We start from the raw sequence: 24,953 nt of genomic DNA, 5'->3' as shown, positions 1-24,953 counted from the left end.
ACCGGCGATCCGGCCCTGAAGTTCTAGGCGCCGAAGACCTGTCGGGTGTAGGGATTCGCGAACGTGCGCCGCGGGTCGAGCCGGTCACGGACGGCGAGGAAGTCGTCGAACCGCGGGTACCGCTCGCGGAAGTCGGCCGCCTCGAGCGTGTGCAGCTTGCCCCAGTGCGGCCGGCCGCCGAAGGCTCCGACGATCTGCTCGAAGGCGTCGAAGTACTTGTCGTGCGCGAGCCGGTGGTACTGGTGGATCGCGATGTACCCGGTGTCGCGCCCGTACGCCGTCGACAGCCAGATGTCGTCGGCCGCCGCGACCCGGACCTCGATCGGGAACGGCAGCCGCTCCCCCGACCGCTCGATCCAGGAACGCAACTGCCGCACGACCTCGACCACATGCTCACGCGGTACGGCGTACTCCGATTCGCGGAACACCACGTTGCGCTCCGAACAGAACACCTTGTACGACGAGTCGACGTACTCCCGTGCCGACAGCGCCCGCGACGCGAGCTGATTGATCCGCGGCACCAGCCCAGGACGGCGTACCGACAGGCGGTTGGTCCACTCGAAGACGCGGTTGGACAGCAACTCGTCGTCGACCCAGCCACGCACCCGGCCGACCGGTGACGCGCCGATGCCGGGACCGACCCGGTTGTTGCGCTTGGTCAGCGCGACGTCGGTGTGCGGGAACCAGTAGAACTCGAAGTGATCGTTGCCATCGGCAAGCTCATCGAAACCACCCAGTACTTCGCCCAGCGGCAGCGGCATCTCCTGCGCACGCAGCAAAAAGGCCGGCACCGTCTGCAGCGTGAGCGACGTGATCACACCGAGCGCGCCGACCGAGACCCGAGCGGCGTTGAACACGTCCTGGTTCTCGTCGGCCGAGCAATGCAGCACCGAGCCGTCAGCCGTGACGAGCTCGAGCCCGACGATCTGCGTCGCGATCCCGCCGAGCTTCGCGCCGGTGCCGTGGGTGCCGGTGGAGATCGCACCGGAGATGGTCTGCTTGTCGATGTCGCCGAGGTTCGCCATCGCCAGGTCGAACGACGCGAGCCCGGCGTTCAGCTTGGCCAGGCCGGTGCCGGCGCCGAGCGTCACCCGGCCGGACGAGGCGTCGGCGCTGGTGATCGAGGACAGCCCGTCGAGCCGGACCGCCACCTGCTCGGGCACTGAGCAGCCCGTGAACGAGTGGCCGGAGCCGACCGCCTTGAGCTGCTTGCCCTGCTCGGCCGCCGTCTTGACCATCGCCGCGACCTCGTCGACCGACGACGGCCGCAGGGTCTCCACGCCGGTCGCCGACTCGGTACCGGCCCAGTTCCGCCAGGTGGTGCTCATCCGAAGTTCTTCCCCTCACCCCGGTAGGTGACGAGCTCGGTCAGCTCGTTGCCGTCGATCGCGTGCAGTACGTCGAATCGTTCCAGCATCTCGCCTGCCTTGGCGTAGCGCATCCAGACCCGGTCGCCGATCCGCAGCCCGCGCGCGTTCTCGCCCACGACCGGCGTCTGTACTTCGCCGGCGCCTTCGGTACCGAGCAGGCTCAGCCCGAGTGGCCAGCTCGGCGAGGGCAGCCGCGACTTCTTGGCCGGGCCGGACGCGACATAGCCGCCTCCGAACAGGGTCGCGATCCGCGACGTCGGGCGGCGGACCACGCCGAGCGCGTAGACGACCGCGTGTTCCGGCTGGAAGACGTCGTACTTGTCGAAGAGCGTGGGTCCGTAGAGGCCGGAGCCCGCGGTGACCTCGGTGACCGAGGGGTCGGCGCTGCTGATCTCGAGGCTTCCGGTACCGCCTGAGTTGACCAGCCGCAACGGCGCGACCTGCTTGAGGGCGTCGACGATCAGGCCGCGGCGGTCGGACAACTCGCGCGCCGAGAGCTTCTTGACCAGCCGGACGGCCGGTGACGTGTCCGGCAGGCCGGCGATCTGCGCTTCGTAGAACATCACGCCGACCAGCTCGAAGGCGTCGTCCGCAACGACCCGGCGAGCGAGTTCGAGCGCCTGCTCGGGAGTACGCAGCGGCGAGCGGCGTACGCCGAGGTGCTGGCCGAGGATCCGCAGGGACGCGTCGACGTCGAGGCAGACCCGGATCCGTTCGCCGCCACCGGTCACCGACTTGATGTAGGCGAGCTGCTCGAAGTCGTCGATCATCAGCGTGATCCGCGACGCCAGCTCTGCATCGGCGGCCAGCTCCCGCAGCGCAGCACGATGCACGGTCGGGTAGCCCATCAGGATGTCGTCGACGCCGTCCTGCGCCAGCCAGATCGCCTCCGGCAGCGAGTAGCTCATCACGCCGTGGAACCCGGGCCGGTCGAGCGCTGCCTTGATGAGCGCCCGGGAGCGCACGGACTTGGACGCTACGCGGATCGGCGTACCGGCGGCTCGGCGGACCAGATCGTCCGCGTTCCGGCGGAACGCGGCCAGGTCGACCACCGCGTACGGCGGCTCCAGCTCAGCCGTCAGCCGCGTATACCTGTCGAAGTCAGCCATGTCAGGAGTTTAGATCCAAAAAATACTGAAAGGTAGTACATCTTTACGGCAAATCGATCACAGCCTGCAGAGCCGGTACTACCGTCCGCGCCCAGGAAGCCTGACCGGCGGGACTGGCGGACGTCTGGGCCAATAAGGCCACGGTAGAGCCCTTGAGCGTGGAAACCTCCACAAACGCCTCGGCAGCTTCGTAGGAACGGACCGCGGCGACCGCATCTGGGGAGGACCAGAGCTGTTTGACCTGGAGGCCGCCCTTGGTGCCGCAGGCGGTCATACGGGCTTGGTAGCCGGTGTAGTACGCCTTGGCTCGGGCGGAGTCCGCGAAGCGGAGCACCAGGACCGTGGCCGGTTTGGCGGTTGCTGTGCGGTAGGTGCCCTGCAGTGCGTGCGTCGGGACGGGTAGTGAGTCGGTGGGAAGCGGGTTGCCGCAGCCGACGGGGAGGGCTTCGTAGGCAGCTTGCTGAGGGGCACGGCGGCGGGTCCAGGTGTCGTTGCCCAGGAAGCCGGCCTCTGCGCCGCCGGGGTCGGTATAGGTCTTCCAGCCTTTGCCTAGCTTGGCGGGGGCCGGGAGGTTCTTGGACGAGACAGGTCCGGCCGCTGCGGGTGGAGGCGCTGTCGCTTGCTCCGGGAGAGCGGGGGGCTCGGCGGCGTTGGTAGGTGGGGTGGTGTTCAGTGTGTTGGTCGGCACCGGCACTGTGCCGCCGCTCGCCGAGGTGGGTGTCGGCGCGGGCGAGGCGGCCGGCTCGGCGCTGCAGCCGCCCAAGAGGACTGCAGCGCTGAGGGCCAGAGCTACTGCGGATTTCACTTGGGCTCGAAGTGCTGGTAGTCGGGCTGACGCCAGCCGGCGCCCCAGAAGAAGCCTGCAGCGCGCAGTGCCTTGGTCGGTGCGCTGGTGCTGAACAGCATCCCGGCCCGGACGACCGACCGGTTGCGATACGCCAGGCCGTTCGACGGGTACCAGACGTTGTTCGCCGCGAGGTACGGGTTCTCCACGGTGTTGATGTCGATCGCGTAGCCGTAGGAGTGTGGCGAGAGGGCATACGGGTTGCCGGTGACCTGGCGGCAGTTGAAGACCGAGGTGTTGTCCGCCACCATCGACCGGATGTCGCTGCCGCCGTACAGGTCGACGCGCTGCATCCGTCGGATCGGGAACTTGGCGTTGAAGCTGGCGGTCCAGACGGTGATCATCTTGGCCACGGCCGCGTCCCGGACGATCAGCTCACCGCGATGCACGAGACCGTCGAAACCCCAGTAATTCAAGGTCAACAGACGCAGTTGCGACGGCTTCACCGGGCATCCGGCCCGGTAGGTCTTGTTGACGTAGCCGGCCCCGACGAGGGCGACCTTCGCGTTCACCAGCGCCTTGATCGTGATCACGGCATACCCGGAGGCTTCGACAGCGGCTGCCGGGACGCCGAGCGTGATCACCCGGACGGTCTTGGTCGCAGGCAGGTTGTCCGGCACCGGTACTGCGAACGTCCCGTTGGCCGCGATCCACGCACTCGTCAGGGTCCGCCACGCGCCGCCGTACCGGTCCTGCAGGCCGACCAGCTTCTTGCCGGGCTCGGGCGGGGTCAGCTTGCCGGTCATCTTCACGCCGGTCAGCACGGTGTACGCCGCGGCGGGCTTGTTCATCACGAGCGTGCGGTTGAGCACGGTGAGCGTGCGGTCCGGGGAGAGGCCGAGGGTGCCCGGGTTCTTGTTGCCGATCACGACGCGGAAGGTCGCGGCGCCGGGGGTCGGCAAGGTGTACAGGAACTTGTAGGCGCCGTTGGCGATCGTGCGGGTCGAGCCGCGGAGCACCCAGGTGGTGCCCTGCTTCTGCCAGAGGGTCAGGTACCAGTTCGCCAGGCCGCTCTCCATCCGGCCCGCGAGCGTGATCGGGCGGTCCTCCCAGGTATTGGCCGGCTGGGTCAGCGTGATCGGCGTGGCCACCGCAGGAGTCGGCGGCGGGGTCGTAACTGGTGTCGTAGTTGGTGTCGCACTTGGTGTTGTGGTTGGAGTTGTAGTTGGTGTCTCAGCCGGAGCCGGCGTCGGAGTCTCCGCAGCCGTCGCGACCGCCGGTAGCAGTGCGAGACACAGCACCGCCGTGAAGGCGGCCGATCCCAAGGCACGAGCCTTCATGGGCCAGTCCTCCCCAGTTCGGGAGAGCCACCCCAGCTCTCCTCTCACCTACTAAGAGGCTTCTACCCAGGAAGACGTCACACTCTGCCCAAAATGTTCGACTATTCGTGCAATCTCTTGACGGCGGCGTCGATCCGCTCATCGGTACCGGTCAGCGCGACCCGGATGTGCCGCTCACCCGCCGTGCCGTAGAAGGCACCCGGCGCGACGAGGATGCCGCGCTCGGACAGCGCCTCCACCGAGCCATAGGCGTCGTACGCCGGATTGCTCGCCCACAAGTAGAGGCCGCCCTCCGACAAGGTGATCTCCCAACCCGCAGCGGTCAACGCATCACGCAGTACTGTCCGGCGGCGGATGTACCGGGCGCGCTGCTCGTCTACATGCGTGTCGTCGGCGAAAGCGGCAGCCATAGCGGCCTGGATCGGCGCCGGGACCATCAGGCCCGCATGCTTGCGCACCGCCAGCAGCTCGGCGACTACTGCCTCGTCGCCCGCTACGAAGCCAGCACGGTAGCCAGCGAGGTTGGAGCGCTTGGACAGCGAGTGCACTGCTAGCAGGTTGTCGAAGGTGCCGCCGCAGACGTCCGGGTGCAGCACCGACACAGGAGTCGCGTCCCAGCCGAACTCCATGTAGCACTCGTCGCTGACCAGCAGTACGTCGTTGGCCCGGGCCCACTCGACCGCTGCGCGCAGCTCGTCGGCTGAGGTGATCTGGCCGGACGGGTTGCGCGGTGAGTTGAGGTAGGCGACTCGTACTGGGCCGTCGTACTGGGTGGGGTCGGCCACCGGGATGCTGGTCGCCCGAGCGAGCGCTGCACCGGCCTCGTAGGTCGGGTAGGCGAGGTCTGGGATCAGTACCGTGTCGCCGGCGCCGATGCCGAGCAGAGTCGGCAGCAGCATGATCAGCTCCTTGGTGCCGATCACCGGGAGGATGCCGTGCTGCGGGTCGACGTTCGGTACATCCAGCCGACGGGCCAGCCAGTCGACGGCCGCCTGGCGCGCAGTACCGATCCCGATGGTCGTCGGGTACGCCGGCGCGTCGGCCGCGTCCGCCAGGGCCTTCTTCACCAGCTCCGGTACCGGGTCGACCGGGCTACCGATCGACAGATCCACGATCCCGTCCGGATGAGCCGCCGCCTTCTGCTTGAAGGGGGCGAGCTTGTCCCAGGGAAAGTCCGGCAGACGACTGGAGGTGGATGCGAAGGTCACCCCTGCATTGTCTCCTGCGCCGCTTCCGGCCGGTCAGCGACCGCCCGCTCTGTGGAACCTTCGACGAGGAAGCCAACGGCATTCGTGACCACAGTGGGGTCACGGAGGACCCGGTTGTGGCCGAGGCCGTCGGTGAGCTGGAGTTTGGCGTCGGGCCAGACGTTGACGAGGGCGGCGCTGCCGTCGGCCGAGGTTTCACGGTCCGAGCGGTCGTGGATCACCAGCAACGCGGGCAGTTCGCGCTCCTCGGCCAGCGCGTCGACGATCAGCGGGACGGTATAGCTCTCCATCGGGCCGAACCTGCGACCGAACCGGCGCAGGAAGCCGGCCCTGATCCGCGGACCGAAGCCGAGGTGGGCCTCGTACTGCGCCAGCCCCTCGCGGAAGTCGGTCGCCGTCGCGAGGAACACGATCCGCCGGGCGCCGAATCCGTTCCGCAACGCCAACGTCACCGCGGCCGCGCCCAGCGAATGCGCGATCACCCCGTACGCCGGCCCGTAGGCGGCGACGACTGCCTCGAACGCATCGGACAGCTCGGGCAGCGTGGACCGCTGACCGCCCTCCCGACCTGGCTCGGACTCCCCGTGGCTCGGCGCATCGAAGGTGATCACGCGGAAACCCGCTTCGACCAACGGTGGTACGAAGGCGGCCAGTTGAAGCCCCCAACCACCCCAGCCATGGACGAGATAGATCGTCGGTCCGTCACCCCAGCTGCGCCCACGCACCAGACCGTTCTCGAACGGCAACTCCAAAGCGACGGACTCCGGCAACTCCACCCGCAACCGCTTGGCCTTCTCGGAGGCCTGTGGAAGGCGGAACCAGATCGTGTCCAGCAGTTTGGCGCCGGCCGCCGGGGCGACCCACTCGAGCAGCCGGAAGACTCGCTGCTGTCTTTCAAGAGTCCGACCGTTCGTGCTTTTCTTTGCCGACATGCGTACTCCTCAGGGGAAGGATTCAGATCTTGGCCGCCCGGAGCAGCGCCTCGAAAGCGGCGCGGGCCCGATCCTCGGCCTGGGGGTCGGCCAGCAACCGGCTGGCCAGGTGGTACGACATCAGCACACCGCGGATGTCGAAGGCGTACTGCTCCGGATCCGCGTCGGCGCGGAACTGCCCCTCGCTGATCCCGGTCCGGAAGACGGTGGTGATCGTGTCGACGTAGTCACGCTCGATCTGCACCACCCGATCCCGCACCGGGCCAGGCGGAGCGTCGTCCAGCTCGGCCGACACGCTCGTGAAGAAACATCCACCGGGCAAGGCGAGATCGCCGTTGTCCCAGCGCAGTTTGCGATCGAACAGCTCCCGCAGCCGCGGCTCGCCGCGCGGCATCTTCAGCGCCGGCCGCAGCACCCGCTCGGCGAACAGTTCGCCGGCCCAGTCGATCACCGCGACCTGCAACTGCTCCTTGGACCGGAAGTGCCCGAACAGCCCACTCTTGGACAGCCCGGTCTTGTCCGCGAGCAGCCCGATGGTGAGCGCGCCGAGCCCGACCAGGCTGACCTGGCGGGCCGCCTCGTCCAGCACCGCGGCGCGCGTCTCTTCACCTTTGCTCACGGGATCAATAAAAGCACGGTCGTTCGCGGGTGGGCAAGCGGATTCAGCAGGACCGGCCCGGGTCGACCTTCCGGTGAATCGCGTCGCCGATCTCCTTGAGCTGCGCCAACTGCTCGGGAGTCAGCGCATCGATCACGTACTCCCGCACAGCAGCCACATGCCCGGGCGCCGCCGCGACGACCTGCTCCCACCCGGCGTCGGTGAGCTCGGCGACCGTGATCCGGCCATCCTCGACGTCTGGCCTGCGTACGACGAAGCCGCGCTTCTCGAGTCGCTTCACCACATGCGACAACCTGGACAGCGACCCGTTGGCGAAGCCGGCCAGCTCACTCATCCGGCGCGAACGATCCGGCGATTCGGACAGTCCCGCCATCACCAGATACTCGAAATGGGTCAGCCCCGAGTCGCGCTGCAACTGATAGTCGAGCGCGCCCGGCAGCTTGAACATCAGCGCGGCCAGCGACATCCAGGCCGCAAGTTCATCCGGCGCGAGCCAGCGCACCCCGTCGTCCTCCCCGGTCATGTCACCACTCTACCCGAATTGGTTGACGCTTCAACTCATCGCGACTAGGGTTGATGCGTCAACTAACACTTCGAGAGCGGATCGTCACTGATGAATGTGTTTCTCTGGATCGTCGCCGGTGTCCTCGCGGCGTTCTTCCTGGCCGCGGGTTTCACCAAGCTGAGCCAGTCGAAGGCCAAGCTCAACGAGAACCCGCAGATGGCCTGGACCAAGGACTTCTCCGCGGGCACGCTCAAGCTGATCGGCGGCGCCGAGGCGCTCGGCGCCCTCGGCCTGATCCTGCCGGGCGCCTTCGACATCGCCCCGGTGCTCGTCCCGCTGGCCGCGTCCGGCCTGGCGATCATCATGATCGGCGCGATCATCACCCACGCCCGGCGCAAGGAGTACCCCCAGCTCGGCATCAACGCCACGGTGCTGATCCTGGCCCTACTGGTCGCCATCTTCCGCTTCGGCCCGAACAGCTTCTGACCCCAGCCACATCTGGTGACCTTGAACACCATCCGGTGACCTCGGACAAGTTATTACTTGTTCAAGGTCGCCGCTTGGTGTTCAAGCCCACCAGGGGTGGGCTTGCCCGGGGTGGCTGTGGGCGAGGTGAGCGGGTTAGAGGTAGAGGCCGGTCTGGCCGTCCTCGAGGCGGCCGGCGGCCACCGCGTGCAGGTCGCGTTCGCGGAGCAGGACGTAGTCGTCGCCGCGGACCTCGACCTCGGCCCGGTCCTCGGGGTCGAACAGCACCCGGTCGTCGACCTCGACGGTGCGGACGTTGGCGCCGATCGCGACCACCTTGGCCCAGGCCAGCCGGCGGCCCATCTGCGCGGTCGCCGGGATCAGGATGCCGGCCGAGGACTTGCGCTCACCTTCGGCCTCGGTCGAGACCAGCACCCGGTCGTGCAGCATCCGGATCGGCAGCTTGTCGTCGGCCAGCCGCTTGCGAGCCGTCACCGGCGACCCACCAGCTTGCGGATCATGATCAGCATGCCGAGGACACCCACCGCCGCGGCACCCACGGCGACCAGCTTCTGGGTGCGCAACTGCCCGCGCTCGTCGAACACCTGGGCCCTGGCCTGTTCGACCTGCCGCTTGGCGACGTTCTTCGGGTGCGCCCGGTCGACCAGCTCATCGACGGTCGAGGCCAGTCGGGCGCGGGTGGCGGCGATGTCCGCCTCGATCTGCTCGGTGGTCCGACCCTTCGTCTCCGGCACCTGGGGCTCCCTTCACAGTGTTTGATCACATCCTTGCAGGTCACGACTGGAGATCCACGACCACCTTGATGTCGCCGGGCTCCTTGACCAGTGCGCGCGGCCACTCCGACAGCGGCACCGACCGCGTGATGAGTCGCTCCAGCCAGGCCGGGTCCGCGGCCAGCAGGACATCCACGGCGTCGGCATAGTGCCGCTTGGCCGCATTGACCGTCCCGACCAGCGCAGCGTTCCGTACTACGAGTTGCCGCGTCAGCGCATCGAGTTGGACATCGATGGACGCCGGCCCCGGCGAGATCCCGGTCAAACACATGACCCCGGCCGGCGGCAGCAGCTTCGCGCAGTCGAACACGAGCTGCCCGGCCCCGGTCGCCTCGACCACCACATCCGGCGCCACTGTCAGGTCGGAGAGATCGGTGAGGTACTCCGCGCCGAGATCCCGCACCAGCTGTGGCTTGGGGCCGTCAGTGGCGAGATCGAGTACATGCACGGTGTACCCGCGCTGGCTGGCGATCAGTGCGGCCAGTAGCCCGATCGGACCGGCTCCTGTGACCAGTACGTGCTCCGGGCCGTACCAGGAGCGGGCACCGACTTGGTCGATCTGGTCCCAGGCCTTGGTCAAGATGCTGGCGGGCTCGACCAGTACGCCGAGGCTTCCGAGTTGCTTTGGGACCGGGACGGCGTAGTACGGGTCTACTCGCCAGCGCTCGGCGCCGTAGCCGTCCATCTCCTTGATGCCGCGCTCGGTGTAGCGGCCGTTGCGGCAGAAGTCCCACTCGCCACGTGCGCAGGCTGGGCAGGGCACTGGGTCGGGGCGGCGGACTATGCCAGCCACTAGGTCGCCAGCGGCGAAGCCTGAGCCCGCTGGCGCCTCTAGGACTCGACCGAGCGACTCGTGCCCGATCACCAGCCTGTCGGCGCCGGGACGGCCAGTGCCGAAGAGACCGCTGCACAGCTCGATGTCGGTCCCGCAGATCCCAGCGAGCAATCCCTCGACCAGTACCGAGCCATCGGACTCGGGGGGCTCCCGCACCTCGCCGACCGACGCAGAGTCAGCCTTGCCCGGCACTACCGTCATCGCCCGCATAGGAACACTCTGCCGCATTCAGGCGAGTCGAGTGATGTCGACGGTGACATCGATTGCCGCGGCGGCTCCTCCCGAGTAGATGCCCTTCAGCGGCGACACGTCCCCGTAGTCACGACCAGTGGCGACCCACACGTGCCGGTGGGCGATCGGGATGTCGTTGGTCGGGTCGTACCCCCACCAGCCACCCGTCCACGCCTCGATCCACGCATGGCTCTCACCGACCACCGTCTCCCCCACAGCCGCATCAACCTTGGTGTGCAGATAGCCAGAGACATACCGAGCCGGTACGCCGACAGCGCGGAGCATCGCCAGCGTCAGGTGCGCGTAGTCCTGGCAGACCCCTTCACCGGCCTGCCACGCGTCCACTGCCGACGAGTGCACTCCAGTGGTCCCGCGCTGGTAGGTCATGGTGCCGTGAACCCACTTGGAGATCGCCAGGACGGTCTCTGCCGGGCTCAGGTCCTTGCGGAGGTCCCTGGCGATTGCGGCCAGCTCCTTGTTCTTGGGGACGTACTCCGCGAACTCCAGGTACTCGCCGTACCGGTCGAGGCTCTGGGGCGAGCGGACGTCCGCCCACGTCGCCTCCTCTTCCGGGGTTGGCTGGGCTGTGGTCTCGACGACAGAGGCCGCGATGACCTTCAGCTCGGTGTGGGGAGCGTGCAGGTCGAAGGAGTTGACCTCGGTGCCCCAGTAGTCGGTGTAGCGGGAGGAACGGGTGGCAGGGACTGTCTCCAGCCGGGCGACCATGAGGTTCTGCCGGTCGTCGCTGCGTGGGGTGAGCCGTGCCTCGTTGTAGGACTGCGTGACGGCAGTCGCGTAGCGGTAGCCAGTCGTGTGGACGACCCGGAGACGCCACTTCACAGGTTCACCTCCGCGTTGTTCCACTCCACCCAAGGCACCGCGTGGAAGTACTGCTGCGACACGGCCTCGCCGACCTCGCGCACGGTTGCCTGCAGAGCCTGCAGCCTTCCAGTGAGGTCGTCGAGCAGCTCAGCCGGTCGCAGGAACTCCAGGTCGCTCCGAGCCTTGCCGAGCAACCTGCTGGCCTCTGCGCTCGCGCCGATGCGAGCAGACTCGCCGTGCTCCAGCTCCTCCAGGCAGGACTCGGCCTTGCTCAGCGCATGGAACACCGAGCGCGGGAAGAGCCGGTCCATCAGCAGGAACTGGACTACCCGGGATGCGTCGAGAGCGCCCCGGTAGGTGCGCAGGTACGTGTCGTGGGCGCCTGCTGAGCGCAGTACTGTCACCCACCCCGGCGAGGTCGGCTTGTCGCCCACCCGGGACATCAGGAGCCGCACGATCATGTCGACGCGCTCGACCGACCGGCCGAGCACCAGGAAGCGCCAGCCGTCGTCTCTGCTCATCGTGGAGTCCGCGAGGCCCGCGAACATCGCAGCGCGGTCCTCTACGAAGGTGAAGAACTCATGCGGGCCGACTCGGCGAGCAGCGCGCTGGCGCTCGGGTACTGCGTTCCACATCGAGTTGATGCAGTGCCAGAGCTCACTGGAGACCACCTCACGCGCCACCCGGGTGTTCTCGCGGGCACTGGAGATGGACGAGACGATCGAGCCGGAGCGGTCCGGGGACATCGCCACCAGCTCGGTCAGCGTCCACACGTCCAGGGTCGTCCCTTTGGGCGGTTCGATGCCCAGGACCGCCAGCAGCCTGCGACTGGCCGTGTCGGCGTCCACGGTCGCGTCCTCGAGCAGTTGGTGCACCGACACGTCGAGGATCCGGGCCGTGTCGTCCGCGCGTTCGACGTACCGGCCGATCCAGTACAGCGACTCGGCATTGCGTGCGAGCATCGTCAGCACCTCCCCATCACTGTTGCTGCTGTTGGGCGACGTTGAGCTCGGGGCCCTGCTCCGGAGTACTGGCCTCGTCCGAGCGCAGACCGGCCGCGGCCAGGCCACGGCCGCGCAGCTCGGCGTTATCGTCGGACGCCCTGGGCGCCAGCACCCAGGTGTCCTTGGAGCCGCCGCCCTGGGACGAGTTCACGACCAGGCTGCCCTCCGGGATCGCCACCCGGGTCAGGCCGCCGGGCAGGACGAACACGGACTCGCCGTCGTTCACAGCGAAGGGCCTCAAGTCCACATGTCTGGGCTGCAGCCGCTCACCGACCTTGGTCGGCACAGTGGACAGCTGTACTACGGGCTGCGCGATCCACCCCCGTGGGTTGCTCCGGATCCGGCGGCGCTGCGCGGCAAGCTCCTTGGCCGACGCATCCGGGCCGAACACGATCCCGTAGCCGCCCGAGCCCTCCACCGGCTTGGTGACCAGCTCGTCCAGCCGGTCGAGCACTTCGTCGTGCTCGGCCGGCAGCCAGCAGCGGAAGGTGTCGACGTTCGGCAGCAGCGGGATCTCGCCCAGGTAGTACTTCAGGATCTCGGGCAGGTAGGTGTATACCAGCTTGTCGTCGCCGACGCCGTTGCCGATCGCATTGGCGACCACCACGTTGCCGGCCCGCGCCGCGTTCACCAGGCCCGCGACACCGAGCACTGAGTCAGGTACGAAGTGCACCGGGTCCAGGAACTCGTCGTCGATCCGCCGGTAGATCACATCCACCCGCTGCTCGCCCTCGGTAGTCCGCAGGTAGATGACGTTGTTGCGGGCGAACAGGTCCCGGCCCTCGACCAGTTCGACACCCATCTGCCGGGCCAGGAGCGAGTGCTCGAAGTACGCCGAGTTGTAGACGCCGGGGGTCAAGACGACCACGTTCGGGTCCGTAGTACCGGCTGGTGCCGCTGCACGGAGGGAGCGGAGCAGGTGGACGGCGTAGTCGCCTACTGCGCGCACCCGATGCTTGGCGAAGAGGTCTGGGAACACCCGGGCCATGGTCCGGCGGTTCTCCATCACATAGGACACCCCGGACGGGCTGCGCAGGTTGTCCTCCAGCACCCGGAAGTCGCCCTGCTCGTCCCGTACTACGCCGATGCCCGCCACATGGATACGCACACCGTTGGGTGGGGCTATGCCCGCCGCCTGACGGTGGAAGTGCTCGCAGGAGGTGATGAGCCGGCGCGGCAGTACGCCGTCCGCCACGATCTCCTGGGCGCCGTAGATGTCCGCAAGGAACGCCTCCAGCGCCCGGACCCGCCGCACGATGCCCCGCTCCAACCGGGCCCACTCCGACGCAGTGATGACCCGTGGGACCAGGTCGAGCGGGAACGGCCGCTCCTCCCCCGACAGCGAGAAGGTGATGCCCTGGTCGACCAGCGCCCGGTCGAGCGCCTCGGACCGCGCGGTCAGGTCCGCAGGCTGCAGCGGCGTCAGCGACTCGTGCAACCGCCGGTACGCCGGCCGCACCTCCTCGCCGGCGTCGAACATCTCGTCGTACGCGTCGGCATGCGGCCGCCCCGGATCGAGGTAGCCGTCGAACAACTGTGGGCCAGCGGGGCGGATCGATGCGCGGCTCATCTCCGAATCTTCACCCACGGATGCCCACCTCGCACCTGGATCCCAGGTCAGTTTTCCCGCACGTAACAAGCGAACCGCATCCGTGTAACACAAGCGCTTGCTCGGGGCGGGAGCCGCTGAAGCGGTTGTCGGCGGCGTACGGCAGAATGTCGGACAATCACCTGATCCTGGGAGGGGCACTTCATGTCCGATCGTCTGGCCGTCGGCGACGCAGCACCCGATTTCACCCTCCCGGACGCGGACGGCAACGACGTCTCGCTGGCCTCGCTGCGCGGCAAGAGCGTGATCGTGTACTTCTACCCGGCGGCGATGACGCCGGGCTGCACCAAGCAGGCCTGCGACTTCCGCGACTCGCTCGACTCGCTGCAGGCGCACGGGTACGCCGTCCTCGGCATCTCCCCGGACAAGCCGGCCAAGCTGGCGAAGTTCCGCGAGCGCGACGGCGTCACCTTCCCGCTGCTCAGCGACCCGGACAAAGAGGTGCTGACGGCGTACGGCGCCTTCGGCGAGAAGACGATGTACGGCAAGAAGGTGACCGGGGTGATCCGGTCGACCTTCGTCGTCGACGCCGACGGCAAGATCGCGGTCGCGCAGTACAACGTGAAGGCCACCGGCCACGTGGCGAAGTTGCGCCGCGATCTCGGCCTCGACTGATTGTCAGGACATTTCGCGAAGGTAAACCCGCAACCGTTTCATAACGGTGGTCCAGGGAAAGGCCGTTCGACCAAGCGGGTCGGTGTGATTTGGATCACATCAGGTTCTCACCTGTTCGCAGCGGAAACACTACGTTCCGTCATAATAACCGACCTCTGAGGGACGAGCAGTACTGCGGACATGCTCCGCGTCCAGTTGCAACCCTCCATCTGCTGCGTGGACATCGGCCGCGCTCTTCGCCCTGACCAGTGCAAACCGGGTAATCTGCGCGCGCAGTCTGCCTCTGGGAGGGAGGGACCTGCCGCGATGGGAAAACACTCCTCTGCGGTGACGAAAAGTAACACCAACAACAATCGGCGTCCGCTGTACCTGACGGCCGCCGGGCTACTGGTGCTGTCGTTGGGCGCCGTGTTTGTGGTCCGCTCCTTCGGATCGGAATCGGGCGCCGACGGGTTCCTGGGTGGAAAGTCGTGCAACAACAAGACCCAGATCCGGCTCAGCACCACGCCCGAGATCCAGCCCCTGCTGGAAACGGCGGCGAAGGCCGTGGCGGACCGCAAGGACGACAGCACCGCCTGTCTGCAGTTCACCATCACCGCGGCCCCGTCGGCCACGGTGGCCAGGAACATCGCCAACAACGCGGAGGGCCGACCTGATCTGTGGGTGCCGGACTCCTCGCTGTGGGTGTCCCAGGCCGATGACGGCCAGCAGGTGCCGACGATCGCCGTACCGTCCGTGGCGACCTCACCGCTGGTACTGGTCGGCCGCTCGGACAACTTCGCCGACGTCTCGTCCTGGCTCGGCACGTTCTCCAAGACCAGGCCGGCACTACTCGATCCGTTGAGCCAGTCGCCCGGTGCGCTGGCCCTGCTCGCCATCCAGGCGGAGCGGGCGCGGACATCGGCCACCGAGAACCAGGTGGGCGGAGTGATCGTGCCGCTGGCCCAGCAGCTCGGGTCGATGGCCAAGCCGTACACCGACGTCAACGGGCTGCTCGGCCGGGCCGGACAACCGGACAGCCAGATCGTCGTACCGGCCTCGGAGCAGAGCTTCGTCAAGTACCAGGACGAACACCCCGACTCCGAGTTGAAGGCGGTCGTGCCGCGGACCGGCACACTGCTGCTCGACTACCCGATCGTGGTCACCTCGTCGTCCAACGACCAGGTGTACTCCGACGCGGGCAAGGCGCTCGGCGAGGAGCTGATCAACAACGCGGTCGCCCAGGCACGGGACGACCTCGGGTTCCGCGACGCGCTGGTCAGTGATCTGGGTGGCGGCCGGGGTGTCGGCGCGGTCAGCCGGCTGCCTGTCCCGTCCACGGCGGCGATCAACAAGTCACTGAGCGACTGGACCCGGCTGTCGTTGTCGGCCCACTCGCTCGCGGTGATCGACGTGTCCGGATCGATGGCCGAGAAGGTCGGCAACAAGACCCGGATGCAGCTCACGATCGAAGCCGCGGTCGGCGGCCTGAAGCTGTTCCCGGACAACGCCGCGCTCGGCCTGTGGACGTTCTCCACGAAGATCGGCAAGGACCACGTCGCCGACTTCAGGGAGCTCGTCCCGATCGCCAAGCTGTCCGAGGCCCAGCGGCAGCGGATCACCACCGCGCTGGCGCCGCAACAGGCGATCAAGGGCGGCGGTACAGGTCTGTACGACACCGCGATCGCCGCCGTCCAGGCGGTCCGCAGTGGCTACGACTCGAGTGCTGTGAACGCCGTCCTGCTCTTCACCGACGGCAAGAACGACGACCCGGGCAGCCACTCGCTGGCCCAGACCGTCGCCACTCTGAAGGCGCTGAAGGACCCGGCTCGCCCGGTCCGCATCATCGCCCTCGGGATGGGCCCGGACGCCGACCTGAACGAGCTTCAGGCACTGGCCACCGCCACCGGCGGCCAGGCGTTCGTCGCTAAGGACCCCCAGGACCTGCGGACCGTGTTCATCAACGCCCTGCAGAGCCGCTGACGATCGGCGTCCCCCTAAGATGTCACCAGGGGGACGCCGATCCTCCAGCCAGAGTGGTGGAATGGCAGACACGCCGGCTTTAGGTGCCGGTGCCCTCGGGCGTGCGGGTTCAAGTCCCGCCTCTGGCACACCCCTTCCCGCGTTGTGAGGTATAGCCACGCGGGGCGGTGGGGTGCAGACTTTCTGAACGCCGTGAATTAAAGGCGTTGTCCGGCCTGTTCCGGATCGACAGAAAGGTCCCCCTGCCATGGCCATTTCCCCTGGACGCAGACGCCTCCGGGTGTCTGCGGCGACCCTGCTGGTTGCCGCGCTCATCCCGCTAGGCCTGTCGTCGACCTCAGTCGCTGCACCGTCGCGTACGACGGCAGCGGCAGAGGCCGCAACTGTGCAGCCGCTGGCAGGACCCGCCGGTGAGGCCGCGCGCACGCCGTACATGGGTTGGAGCAGTTACAGCATGCAGGTCTACTCCAACAACGGCGGGACCTGGATCAACGCCGCACAGCTCAAGGCACAGTCCGACGCGATGCACGAGAAGCTGCAGCCGTACGGGTTCAAGTACATCAACATCGATGCCGGCTGGAACGACGGTGTCGATGCCTACGGCCGCCCGAAGCCCAGCACGACGCTGTTTCCGAACGGGTTCTCCGAAGTCATCGACTACATCCACGCCAACGGCCAGAAGGCCGGGATCTACAGCATCCCCGGCATCTCGCCTGCCCTCGAACAGGCCAACCTCCCGGTCTTCGGGCACCCGGAGTGCCGGACTGGTGACCTCGCACTCCAGCCACTGCAGCAGGCCGACTACTGGGGCTTCGGGCATCGCATCGACATGTCCAAACCCTGCGCACAGCTCTATCTCAACTCGATCGCCGATCTGTACGCCGAGTGGGGCATCGACTTCCTCAAGTTCGACAGCGTCACCCCGGGCTCCGGGCACAACGACCTCTCGCTCGACGCGCGCGCCGAGGTGGCCGGCTGGTCGCAGGCGTTGACCCCGCACGGGATCTGGTTCGAACTGTCATGGGCGCTCGACATCAACTATGCCGACTACTGGAAGCAGTACGCGAACGGCTGGCGGATCGACTGGGACGTCGAGTGCTACTGCCCCGGGCAGGCCCTTACCGCCTGGCCGAACATCAGCAGGCTGTTCCCGAAGCTCGCCGATTGGTGGCGACACGGCGGCCCCGGCGGCTGGAACGACCTCGACTCGCTGAACGTCGGCAATGGCGCGATGGATGGCCTGACCCAGGACGAACGGCGGACGGCGGCGACGCTGTGGGCTGTGTCGGCGGCGCCGTTCTACGTCGGCAACGACCTCACGCAACTCGACCAGTTCGGCCTGAGCCTGCTGACGAACACAGAGGTAATCGCGGTCAACCAGGCCGGCCGCCCAGCACAGCCGGTGTCGACCGCGACCGATCAGCAGGTCTGGTACTCGCTCAACGCGGACAGCAGCTACACCGTTGCCTTGTTCAACCTCGGCGGTTCACAGTCCACGGTCACCGCGAACTGGTCCGACCTCGGCCTGACCGGTGGGGCGCAGGTGCGTGACCTGTGGGCCAAGCAGGACCTCGGCAGCTTTGCGTCAGGGTTCACGGCGACCGCAGTACCTGCGCACGGCGTACGGCTGCTGAAGGTGACGCCGCAGGCAGGCTCAACGATCAGCGTGAACGACGACGACCAGCGGGTCGGGTACGCCGGAACCTGGCCGCGCAACGGTGGCCGTGAGGTCACGACGATCACGGACTCGCTGGCACTCACGGTCGCGGACACCACGGCCGGCGGCACGGCGCCCGCGGCCGGCGTCCGTACCACCGAGGTGAACAACGACAACCCGGCGATCAACTACACGGGCACGTGGAACCGTAGTTGGAGCCGCGGACTCGGCGACTACCAGGACGATGTCCAGTACGCGGAGGCGAACGGCGACGCATTCTCGTACACCTTCACCGGGACCGGCGTCGACTACGTCACCGAGAAGCACGCGTCACAAGGTGACGTGGACATCTACGTCGACGGCGTCTTCAAACAGACCGTCAGCACGTACCAAGCCAGCGGCCGTAGCGCGCAACAGGTCGTCTACGGCATCTCCGGACTCACCAACGGGATCCATACGATCCGGGGCGTGAAGAAGACCGGCCAGTTCATGCTGCTCGACAAGTTCAACGTCCGCACACCGGGCGGTGTCCGCACCATCTCACTCAACAACAACGACGCACAGATCACCTACACCGGGTCGTGGGGCAACAGCACCGGCCGCGGCTTCGGCGACTACCGCGACGATGTCCAGTACGCCGAAGCGAACGGCGACGCATTCAGCTCGACGTTCGTCGGAACGGGCGTCGACTACGTGACCGAGACGCATGCGTCACAGGGCGAGGTCGACATCTACATCGACGGCACCTTCAAGCAGACCGTCAACGCCAGCCAGGCCAGCGGCCGTGGTGCGCAGCAGGTCGTCTACAGCATCTCCGGGCTGGCGAACGGCACGCACACGATCCGCGGGGTGAAGAAGTCCGGTCAATTCATGCTGGTCGACCGACTCGACGTACGACAGCCGAGTCTTCTCACGCCGGACACTGCGGTCTTCGACAAGAAGACATCCGCTCAGGCGGACGTCGTCGTACAGCTCGGCCGGCCAACGAGCGACCTGACCTCGATCCAGCGAGGCGGCACGACGCTGGTCAACGGCACCGACTACACGACATCCGGTGCTGCGGTCACGATCAAGAAGAGCTATCTCGCGGCCCAACCCATCGGCTACAGCAGCCTGAACTTCACCTTCAGAAGCGATTACCACAACGACATCCACGCAGCGACCGCGAACGGCGCATCCCTCGAGTTCGCCTTCAAGGGCACGAGCGTCACCTGGCTCACGGCCGTAGCCCCCGACCAAGGCGAAGCCGACGTGTACGTCGACAACGTCCTCATCCAGCGGGTGAACCTGCAGAACGCGTCCCGCGGCACTCTGCAAACCGTGTTCACCCGATCCGCCCTCACCAACACCGACCACACACTGCGCATCGTGAAGGTCTCCGGCACCGTCCTCCGCAACGACGTGATCCGCTACACGACCGCGTAGCCCCACCCGGGTGGTCTGGGATCTCCAACCGACCCAGACCACCCCTCGGACCTTGCACTGCAACTTCCTGGGAGGTGAGTGCATCTAGCAGGTGTCCTTAGGGGGCCATCGTCAAGCTTCTTCACACCATCCACGTCAGCAGACCGCTTCGAACAGCGGTCGCAGTACTCGCAGTGTCCGCAGTACCGGTGGGAGCGGTCGCTGTTCCGGCGACAGCCGGCAGTGGTCAGAACCGTGGCACAATCGGGCTCGTGTCGGGCGGGCCCGACGGGGGAAGTGGGGGCAGTGCTCCGTTCCCGGGTACGGAGAAAGAACTCGGCCTGTCAGCGGATGGGCGCTACGTCGTGTTCTCCTCGTACGCGACCGACCTCGTGCCCAACGACCTCAACGCCAGCGCGACGTCTTCGTCAGGGACACGCTGACCGGCCGTACGACGCTTGTCTCGGTCGGAGCCGATGGAGGCCAGGGCAACCGCGAGAGCGGGCAAGGGTCGATCTCGGCCGACGGCCGGTTCGTCGCCTTCAACTCCCACGCCACCAACCTGTTGCCCGATGACACCAACGACTGCCCGGACGTCTTCCTCCGCGATCTGCTGACCGGGCGGACGACGCTGGTGTCCGTCGGTCGCCAGGGCCAGGCGGACCGTGGCGCGCACCAGCCGGAGATCTCCGCCGACGGTCGCCAGGTGGCGTTCACCTCCGAATCGACGAACCTGATCGCCGGCGACACCAACGACATCGCCGATGTCTTCGTCAGGGATCTCGGCGCCCGACGGACCGAGCGCGTATCGCTGACCGTCAACGGACGTCAGTCGGCCGACTCCTCCAGCCAACCCGCGATCTCCGCGGACGGACGCGTCGTCACCTACACCAAGGGCACGACGAAGATCGCCGTACGAGACCGTCGGGCGAACACCACCCGAGTGATTTCGCAGGGTGTGCCGGTCTATCCCAGCTCCGACGTCTTCGAGGCCGGGAAGCCGTCCATCTCCAACGACGGCCGCTTCGTGGTCTTCACCATCGTCGGCTACTTGCCGGAAATGGACCCGGTGCCGAACGTCTGGCTGCGCGATCTTCGGACCGACCCCCTCGAACACATCTCCGTCAGCCACCTGGGGCAGCCGGCCGACAACATCAGCGGCAGCTACCGTACCGACGTCTCCGCCGACGGCCGGTACGTCACCTACGGGTCGACAGCCCGCCTGACCCGTCTGGACCACGGAGAACTCAGCGACGTCTACCGACTCGACCGCAAGACCGGCTCCCTCGACTGGATCACTGCCAATCAGGAGCAAATGCAAATCGACAACAACAACGGAAGCTTCGCCCCAGCAATCTCCGACGACGGCCGCCACGTCGCCTTCGACTCCGACGCCAAAACCCTGCTCCCCGGCAGCGGCCCCGGCTTCGACACATACCTGTGGAGCTCCACCCACCCCAGGTGAACTGAGTGGATGCCGGCGACGAGCACGGTCTGGTCAACAAGGACCTGTTGTACGTCGCCGCCATCGACCAACTGGCCGTTGCTTTGCGAACTAATCCTCGTGACCGGTGACCGACACCGACACGACCTCGAAGCTAGGTACGGTGGTGTTGCCGCCGATCTGGGTGTCGTAGCTGTAGGAGCCCAGCACCAGCACCTTCGCGGTGAAGAAGTCGCCTTCGACCACGTCGTCCAGCTTCGTTGATCCGGTCTCCTGCTGGAAGACGGTGTTCTCCGGGTACTCGTAGGACTCGCTGTGCCGTCTCGAGTCGGCGTCCGCCCGGAACCCGTCCTCGCCGGTCGCCGCGTCGAACTGGGTGACTACCCCGTAGACGAGGATCGTCTCCCCGACATGATCGTCAGGACTCTTGACGAGTTTGGCCCACTGCCGTGAGGTCAGCTTCCGGTAGACGACCGGCTCCGGCTTGGGTGGCGCGACAGTGGTCTTGGCCGGGACCGGCTTGGCAGGAGTCGGCTTGGCCGACGCCTTCGGTGTCGACGGCGCCTTCGTCGTCGCGACCGGGGCAGGAGCCGAACTGTCGTCCTTGGGCGGCACGCTCGCGACGGCAGCGGGTTTGGAGTCCTTCCCGGCATTCGGGTCCGTGCCCTTGTCGCTGAAGGCTCCACCGATCAGACCGATGAGAATCACGACCCCGACCGAGCCGGCTGCGACGATGTTGCGCGTCTTGTGCTGCTTTGGCGGCGGTACCGGCCGCTGGTACGGCGCCGGCCCTTGCTGGTACGGCTGCTGTTGGTACTGCGGCGGTTGGTATTGCGGTTGCTGGGACGGCGGCTGCTGTTGAGGCGGCTGTGGCACCTGCGGATACTGCTCGGACATAACTGTTCCCCGATCCCCGAAGCCCCCCTCGGGATGTGGTGTGGTGATGCTGTGGTGTGGCTGGTGCTAGCTCACGATGCCGTGGGCGGTGTTCCATTTCTTGGCGCCTTGGTAGGCGTCGATCATTCCCCAGACCCAGACGGCGGGGAGCAGGACGAAGCCGATGACGACCAGGCAGAGGACCGCGGCGACGCAGTAGGCGGCGAAGATCGCGATGCCCAGGCCTACGTTGCCGTTGATCAGGGTGCCGAGGCCGGGAAGGAAGAAGGACGCCAATAGCGCCAGTCCCGGGTTCTTGGGCGCCACCTGTTGCGGGTAGCCGACGCCGTACGGCTGCGGATAGCCGGGCTGCTGCGGATAGCCGGGCTGCTGCGGTGCCGGCAGGTTTCCGTACTGCGGTTGCTGCCCGTACTGCGGCTGCGGTGCGGGCTGGTCCGGGTGCTGCCACTCCGGATACTGCTGAGACATGGTTCTCCCCTCATCCCCGAGCCCCCCTCGGGATGAGAGTCACCGTAACGCTCTGTGTTGGATCTGCCTAGAGGCTGGCGTGGATCGTTCGAAACCGTGACCGTCGGTCAGATCGAGGCGAGGTAGGCCGCGCCTCGGGGGGAGAGTTCGTAGCCGGTTTCGAGGCTGTAGGTGAGGCCTAGGTTTTTGAGTTTGCGGACGTCCAGTTTGAAGGTGGGGGTGTCCCGGCCGAGGGCTGCTGCCAGGTCGGCGGCTCGGACGGTGGGGTTGGCCTGGATCTGCTGGAGGACGGCGGTGGTCCACGCGCCGTGGCGGCTCAGGGTGTCCAGTTTGGCCAGGCGGGCGCGGAGGTCTTCCAGGTCTTCGGGGGTCAGGTCCGCGGTGGCGGCCAGTTCCTCGCGGGGGTCTGGGCCTTCGACCAGGTGGAACTTGATCAGGAAGGTGGGCCAGTCCTCGGTGCCGCGGAGGCGGCGGCGGACGTCTCGGGCGTTCTGCCGGTCGGCGGCGAAGATGTCGTCGTCGTAGTCGGAGATCAGGTCCGGGTTGACCTGGCGGACGCTGTCGATCTCGATCCGGCCGGCGTTGGTCCGGTAGATGCGGCCCTCGACCACGCGGGGCTCGGCCCAGCGCCGGTACGCCGCGGTGATCTTGCCGGCCTCGACGCCGTCACGGTCTGATCCAGCGAACAACATGTCAGGCCTCCAGTGCTTTCGCCACGATCGGGGCGAGCTCGCGCAACGCCTTGCCACGATGGCTGATCGCGTCCTTCTCCTCGATCGACAGCTCGGCCGTCGTCCGGTCGTACCCCTCGGCGGCGAACAGCACGTCGTAGCCGAAGCCGCCGGTGCCGCGCAGTTCGCGGATCACGTGGCCGGGCATCTCGCCGCGGACGATCACGTCCTCGGCGCCCTCCCGGACGAAGGCGACGGCCGCCACGAAGTACGCGGTACGCCGCTCGTCCGGTACGTCCTCCAGCTGGCCGAGCAGCAGCACGTTGTTGGCGTGATTGTCCTTGGCCGGCCCCGACCAGCGCGCGGACAGTACGCCGGGCATGCCGTTCAGCGCGTCGACGCAGATGCCGCTGTCGTCCGCGATCGACGGCAGCCCCGTCGCGGCCAGCGCGGCACGCGCCTTCAGCAACGCGTTGCCCTCGAAGGTCGGCTCGGTCTCGGCCGGCTCCTCGTACGCCGGTACGTCGCCGAGCCCGAGCACCTCGATGCCGGGGACGATCGGCGCCAGGATGCGCTGGAGCTCGGCGAGCTTCTTCTTGTTGTTCGAGGCAAGGAGCACCTTGGTCACGCCAACGCCTCCAACTGCAGCTTGGTGAGCTCGGCGCATCCGGTCGTACCGAGGTCGAGCAGGCTGTTCAGCTCGTCACGGTCGAACGGCGCGCCCTCGGCGGTGCCCTGCACCTCGATGAACTTGCCGTCGCCGGTGAGCACCAGGTTCATGTCGGTCTCGGCCCGGACGTCCTCCTCGTAGCAGAGGTCGAGCATCGGGGCGCCGTCGATGATGCCGACCGAGACGGCGGAGACCGAGCCGGTCAGCGGCTCGCCCTTGAGCGCCTTGCGGTCGCGCAGGAAGGAGACCGCGTCGGCCAGTGCGACGTACGCGCCGGTGATCGCGGCCGTGCGGGTGCCGCCGTCGGCCTGCAGGACGTCGCAGTCGAGCAGGATGGTGTTCTCACCGAGGGCCTTGTAGTCGATCACGGCACGCAGCGAGCGGCCGATCAGCCGGGAGATCTCGTGCGTGCGGCCGCCGATCCGGCCCTTCACGGACTCGCGGTCGGAGCGCGTGTTGGTCGAGCGCGGGAGCATCGCGTACTCCGCGCTCACCCAACCGAGGCCGGACCCCTTGCGCCAGCGCGGCACGCCTTCGGTCACGCTGGCCGCGCAGAGCACCCGGGTCCGGCCGAACTCCACCAGCACCGACCCCTCGGCATGGTCGAGCCACTTCCGCGTCAGGGTCACCGGCCGGAGCTGATCAGGAGTACGTCTATCGATACGAGCCATGCCGGAAACCCTATGCCTGAACCCGCTGCACCTCCGCATCGGCGGTCGGGCGGGCTGTGGATAACCCCGCGGGGCGGAATTGGGTCAGCGCCATGCGGGCGGCCCAGGGGGTTAGGTCGCCGGCTCGGCGGCCTAGCCAGGGGACTCCTTCGCGGAGCATCCAGAGGGCGTCTGCCCATTTGGAGGGGGTGTCGCCGGCGCAGTCGAGGGCGGGGGGCTCTGCGATGGGGAGGCCTTGGCGGTGGAGTTCGTCGGCGAAGGCCCGGGCCAGCCGGCGGTGGCCGCGTTCGCCCGGGTGGAGACGGTCGACGCTCCAGAAGTCGCGCCGGTAGACCTCGGGGTAGTCGGCCATGTCGATCCGGATCCCACCGAAACGCAGGTACAACTCGTCGTACACGGAGTTGACCTGCTCGATCCGGTTCCACAGTGGCCGGCGCAACCAGGCCGGCAGGCCGAACACCTGACCGTGGTCGTGGAAACGCACGGTCAGCAGCGTCGCGCCGCGCCCGGTCAGCTGCTCCGCGCAGTACTGCAGACAGTCGCGGATCTGGCCGGCGTCGAAGGTGGACCGCAGCGTGTCGTTCACGCCGACGATCAGGGAGGCGAGGTCGATCGGGCCCGAGCCCGTCGACGGGAGTTGGTCGGTCGCCACCTTCGGCGCGGTGGCGCCGCTGGTCGCGAAGTTGGAGAACGTCACACGGTGGGAGCTGCCCAGGGAGTCGGCGAGCAGCGAGGCCCAGCCCCGCCACCCCTCCCCCGAGCGCGCACCGGCACCGGCCAGGTCGGTCGTGCTGCCGTTCATCGGATCCCCGACACCAACGGTGGTCGAGTCGCCGAGTGCCACATAGTGGAGGGTCACATTCCGTC

The 24,953-nt window shown here is 67.4% G+C and carries 26 protein-coding genes and 1 tRNA gene; 6 read left to right on the top strand and 21 right to left on the bottom strand.

Annotated elements, in window-relative coordinates:
- Positions 1-23: 23 nt before the first annotated feature.
- The 8 genes from AB0M15_RS37375 to AB0M15_RS37340 all read right to left on the bottom strand — a co-directional run bounded on the left by AB0M15_RS37375 (position 24) and on the right by AB0M15_RS37340 (position 7,885).
- A complete protein-coding gene (locus tag AB0M15_RS37375) occupies positions 24-1,328 on the bottom strand; it encodes a D-arabinono-1,4-lactone oxidase (RefSeq protein WP_363830217.1) in 1,305 nt (434 codons plus the stop codon).
- The gene (locus AB0M15_RS37370; RefSeq protein ID WP_363830214.1) at positions 1,325-2,479 is read right to left on the bottom strand and encodes an amino acid deaminase/aldolase; all 1,155 of its coding nucleotides are present in this window, start codon (positions 2,477-2,479) and stop codon (positions 1,325-1,327) included. The genes AB0M15_RS37375 and AB0M15_RS37370 overlap by 4 nt, the downstream gene beginning before the upstream one ends.
- 43 nt (positions 2,480-2,522) lie before the next feature.
- Positions 2,523-3,284, bottom strand: coding sequence for a hypothetical protein (locus AB0M15_RS37365; protein ID WP_363830211.1), 762 nt, complete (start codon positions 3,282-3,284; stop codon positions 2,523-2,525).
- Positions 3,281-4,414: a M15 family metallopeptidase gene (locus AB0M15_RS37360; protein ID WP_363830208.1), complete on the bottom strand. Its 1,134-nt coding sequence runs from the start codon at positions 4,412-4,414 to the stop codon at positions 3,281-3,283. Before AB0M15_RS37360 ends, AB0M15_RS37365 begins: the two co-directional genes overlap by 4 nt.
- Before the next feature lie 290 nt (positions 4,415-4,704).
- Positions 4,705-5,811: a succinyldiaminopimelate transaminase gene (gene dapC, locus AB0M15_RS37355; RefSeq protein ID WP_363830205.1), complete on the bottom strand. Its 1,107-nt coding sequence runs from the start codon at positions 5,809-5,811 to the stop codon at positions 4,705-4,707.
- The gene (locus AB0M15_RS37350) at positions 5,808-6,743 is read right to left on the bottom strand and encodes an alpha/beta fold hydrolase (protein ID WP_363830202.1); all 936 of its coding nucleotides are present in this window, start codon (positions 6,741-6,743) and stop codon (positions 5,808-5,810) included. The genes dapC and AB0M15_RS37350 overlap by 4 nt, the downstream gene beginning before the upstream one ends.
- 22 nt (positions 6,744-6,765) lie before the next feature.
- A complete protein-coding gene (locus AB0M15_RS37345) occupies positions 6,766-7,362 on the bottom strand; it encodes a TetR/AcrR family transcriptional regulator (protein ID WP_363830199.1) in 597 nt (198 codons plus the stop codon).
- 43 nt (positions 7,363-7,405) lie between these two features.
- A complete protein-coding gene (locus AB0M15_RS37340) occupies positions 7,406-7,885 on the bottom strand; it encodes a MarR family transcriptional regulator (RefSeq protein ID WP_363830196.1) in 480 nt (159 codons plus the stop codon).
- A gap of 90 nt (positions 7,886-7,975) precedes the next feature.
- Here AB0M15_RS37340 and AB0M15_RS37335 point away from each other — a divergent pair, with 90 nt between their 5' ends.
- Positions 7,976-8,353 (top strand): DoxX family protein, encoded by a 378-nt coding sequence (locus AB0M15_RS37335; RefSeq protein WP_363830193.1) that lies wholly within the window; start codon positions 7,976-7,978, stop codon positions 8,351-8,353.
- Positions 8,354-8,488: 135 nt separating this feature from the next.
- Here the strand turns inward: AB0M15_RS37335 and AB0M15_RS37330 are convergent, their stop codons facing one another.
- The 6 genes from AB0M15_RS37330 to AB0M15_RS37305 are packed head-to-tail and all read right to left on the bottom strand — an operon-like array spanning position 8,489 to position 13,498.
- The gene (locus tag AB0M15_RS37330) at positions 8,489-8,827 is read right to left on the bottom strand and encodes a co-chaperone GroES (RefSeq protein WP_343980603.1); all 339 of its coding nucleotides are present in this window, start codon (positions 8,825-8,827) and stop codon (positions 8,489-8,491) included.
- Complete coding sequence (locus AB0M15_RS37325; protein WP_363830189.1) at positions 8,824-9,087, bottom strand: DUF3618 domain-containing protein; 264 nt, start codon at positions 9,085-9,087, stop codon at positions 8,824-8,826. Before AB0M15_RS37325 ends, AB0M15_RS37330 begins: the two co-directional genes overlap by 4 nt.
- Before the next feature lie 40 nt (positions 9,088-9,127).
- A complete protein-coding gene (locus tag AB0M15_RS37320; RefSeq protein ID WP_363830186.1) occupies positions 9,128-10,171 on the bottom strand; it encodes a glucose 1-dehydrogenase in 1,044 nt (347 codons plus the stop codon).
- An 18-nt stretch (positions 10,172-10,189) separates the two neighbouring features.
- Positions 10,190-11,032, bottom strand: a complete 843-nt coding sequence (locus tag AB0M15_RS37315) for a transglutaminase family protein (protein WP_363830183.1) — start codon at positions 11,030-11,032, stop codon at positions 10,190-10,192.
- Positions 11,029-11,976: an alpha-E domain-containing protein gene (locus AB0M15_RS37310; protein ID WP_363830181.1), complete on the bottom strand. Its 948-nt coding sequence runs from the start codon at positions 11,974-11,976 to the stop codon at positions 11,029-11,031. Before AB0M15_RS37310 ends, AB0M15_RS37315 begins: the two co-directional genes overlap by 4 nt.
- A gap of 16 nt (positions 11,977-11,992) precedes the next feature.
- Positions 11,993-13,498: a circularly permuted type 2 ATP-grasp protein gene (locus AB0M15_RS37305; RefSeq protein ID WP_363830454.1), complete on the bottom strand. Its 1,506-nt coding sequence runs from the start codon at positions 13,496-13,498 to the stop codon at positions 11,993-11,995.
- 273 nt (positions 13,499-13,771) lie between these two features.
- Here AB0M15_RS37305 and bcp point away from each other — a divergent pair, with 273 nt between their 5' ends.
- The 4 genes from bcp to AB0M15_RS37285 all read left to right on the top strand — a co-directional run bounded on the left by bcp (position 13,772) and on the right by AB0M15_RS37285 (position 19,286).
- Positions 13,772-14,242: a thioredoxin-dependent thiol peroxidase gene (bcp, locus tag AB0M15_RS37300; RefSeq protein WP_363830178.1), complete on the top strand. Its 471-nt coding sequence runs from the start codon at positions 13,772-13,774 to the stop codon at positions 14,240-14,242.
- A gap of 327 nt (positions 14,243-14,569) precedes the next feature.
- The gene (locus AB0M15_RS37295; RefSeq protein ID WP_363830175.1) at positions 14,570-16,204 is read left to right on the top strand and encodes a VWA domain-containing protein; all 1,635 of its coding nucleotides are present in this window, start codon (positions 14,570-14,572) and stop codon (positions 16,202-16,204) included.
- Positions 16,205-16,251: 47 nt separating this feature from the next.
- Positions 16,252-16,332: transfer RNA gene (locus tag AB0M15_RS37290), tRNA-Leu, on the top strand.
- Positions 16,333-16,451: 119 nt separating this feature from the next.
- The gene (locus tag AB0M15_RS37285) at positions 16,452-19,286 is read left to right on the top strand and encodes a X2-like carbohydrate binding domain-containing protein (protein ID WP_363830172.1); all 2,835 of its coding nucleotides are present in this window, start codon (positions 16,452-16,454) and stop codon (positions 19,284-19,286) included.
- 337 nt (positions 19,287-19,623) lie between these two features.
- Here the strand turns inward: AB0M15_RS37285 and AB0M15_RS37280 are convergent, their stop codons facing one another.
- A complete protein-coding gene (locus AB0M15_RS37280) occupies positions 19,624-19,818 on the bottom strand; it encodes a hypothetical protein (RefSeq protein ID WP_363830169.1) in 195 nt (64 codons plus the stop codon).
- A 12-nt stretch (positions 19,819-19,830) separates the two neighbouring features.
- On the opposite strand from AB0M15_RS37280, the gene AB0M15_RS37275 reads away from it, so the two are divergent.
- Entirely contained in the window at positions 19,831-20,730 is a 900-nt protein-coding gene (locus tag AB0M15_RS37275; protein WP_363830167.1) for a hypothetical protein, read from the top strand.
- A gap of 90 nt (positions 20,731-20,820) precedes the next feature.
- Here AB0M15_RS37275 and AB0M15_RS37270 read toward each other — a convergent pair whose 3' ends face one another.
- The 6 genes from AB0M15_RS37270 to AB0M15_RS37245 all read right to left on the bottom strand — a co-directional run bounded on the left by AB0M15_RS37270 (position 20,821) and on the right by AB0M15_RS37245 (position 24,945).
- Entirely contained in the window at positions 20,821-21,606 is a 786-nt protein-coding gene (locus AB0M15_RS37270) for a hypothetical protein (RefSeq protein ID WP_363830164.1), read from the bottom strand.
- A 66-nt stretch (positions 21,607-21,672) separates the two neighbouring features.
- A complete protein-coding gene (locus AB0M15_RS37265; protein WP_363830161.1) occupies positions 21,673-22,074 on the bottom strand; it encodes a hypothetical protein in 402 nt (133 codons plus the stop codon).
- A 107-nt stretch (positions 22,075-22,181) separates the two neighbouring features.
- A complete protein-coding gene (locus tag AB0M15_RS37260) occupies positions 22,182-22,766 on the bottom strand; it encodes a hypothetical protein (protein WP_363830157.1) in 585 nt (194 codons plus the stop codon).
- Position 22,767: 1 nt separating this feature from the next.
- Positions 22,768-23,373, bottom strand: a complete 606-nt coding sequence (rdgB, locus tag AB0M15_RS37255) for an RdgB/HAM1 family non-canonical purine NTP pyrophosphatase (RefSeq protein WP_363830153.1) — start codon at positions 23,371-23,373, stop codon at positions 22,768-22,770.
- Positions 23,370-24,086, bottom strand: a complete 717-nt coding sequence (gene rph / locus AB0M15_RS37250; RefSeq protein ID WP_363830150.1) for a ribonuclease PH — start codon at positions 24,084-24,086, stop codon at positions 23,370-23,372. The genes rdgB and rph overlap by 4 nt, the downstream gene beginning before the upstream one ends.
- Positions 24,087-24,096: 10 nt before the next feature.
- Positions 24,097-24,945: an SGNH/GDSL hydrolase family protein gene (locus AB0M15_RS37245; protein WP_363830147.1), complete on the bottom strand. Its 849-nt coding sequence runs from the start codon at positions 24,943-24,945 to the stop codon at positions 24,097-24,099.
- Positions 24,946-24,953 lie beyond the last annotated feature (8 nt).

Origin of the sequence: Kribbella sp. NPDC051718, from assembly GCF_040681515.1 — a bacterium.
GTDB lineage: Bacteria > Actinomycetota > Actinomycetes > Propionibacteriales > Kribbellaceae > Kribbella.
This window is presented reverse-complemented; position numbering and strand designations above follow the sequence as displayed.

What these genes read in the sequence shown, in the direction of transcription:
- AB0M15_RS37375 (WP_363830217.1), bottom strand. Translation starts at nt 1,328, where the DNA reads ATGAGCACCACCTGGCGGAACTGGGCCGGTACCGAGTCGGCGACCGGC.
- AB0M15_RS37370 (WP_363830214.1), bottom strand. Translation starts at nt 2,479, where the DNA reads ATGGCTGACTTCGACAGGTATACGCGGCTGACGGCTGAGCTGGAGCCG.
- AB0M15_RS37350 (WP_363830202.1), bottom strand. Translation starts at nt 6,743, where the DNA reads ATGTCGGCAAAGAAAAGCACGAACGGTCGGACTCTTGAAAGACAGCAG.
- AB0M15_RS37340 (WP_363830196.1), bottom strand. Translation starts at nt 7,885, where the DNA reads ATGACCGGGGAGGACGACGGGGTGCGCTGGCTCGCGCCGGATGAACTT.
- AB0M15_RS37335 (WP_363830193.1), top strand. Translation starts at nt 7,976, where the DNA reads ATGAATGTGTTTCTCTGGATCGTCGCCGGTGTCCTCGCGGCGTTCTTC.
- AB0M15_RS37320 (WP_363830186.1), bottom strand. Translation starts at nt 10,171, where the DNA reads ATGCGGGCGATGACGGTAGTGCCGGGCAAGGCTGACTCTGCGTCGGTC.
- AB0M15_RS37310 (WP_363830181.1), bottom strand. Translation starts at nt 11,976, where the DNA reads ATGCTCGCACGCAATGCCGAGTCGCTGTACTGGATCGGCCGGTACGTC.
- AB0M15_RS37305 (WP_363830454.1), bottom strand. Translation starts at nt 13,498, where the DNA reads ATGTTCGACGCCGGCGAGGAGGTGCGGCCGGCGTACCGGCGGTTGCAC.
- bcp (WP_363830178.1), top strand. Translation starts at nt 13,772, where the DNA reads ATGTCCGATCGTCTGGCCGTCGGCGACGCAGCACCCGATTTCACCCTC.
- AB0M15_RS37285 (WP_363830172.1), top strand. Translation starts at nt 16,452, where the DNA reads ATGGCCATTTCCCCTGGACGCAGACGCCTCCGGGTGTCTGCGGCGACC.
- AB0M15_RS37270 (WP_363830164.1), bottom strand. Translation starts at nt 21,606, where the DNA reads ATGTCCGAGCAGTATCCGCAGGTGCCACAGCCGCCTCAACAGCAGCCG.
- AB0M15_RS37265 (WP_363830161.1), bottom strand. Translation starts at nt 22,074, where the DNA reads ATGTCTCAGCAGTATCCGGAGTGGCAGCACCCGGACCAGCCCGCACCG.
- AB0M15_RS37260 (WP_363830157.1), bottom strand. Translation starts at nt 22,766, where the DNA reads ATGTTGTTCGCTGGATCAGACCGTGACGGCGTCGAGGCCGGCAAGATC.
- rph (WP_363830150.1), bottom strand. Translation starts at nt 24,086, where the DNA reads ATGGCTCGTATCGATAGACGTACTCCTGATCAGCTCCGGCCGGTGACC.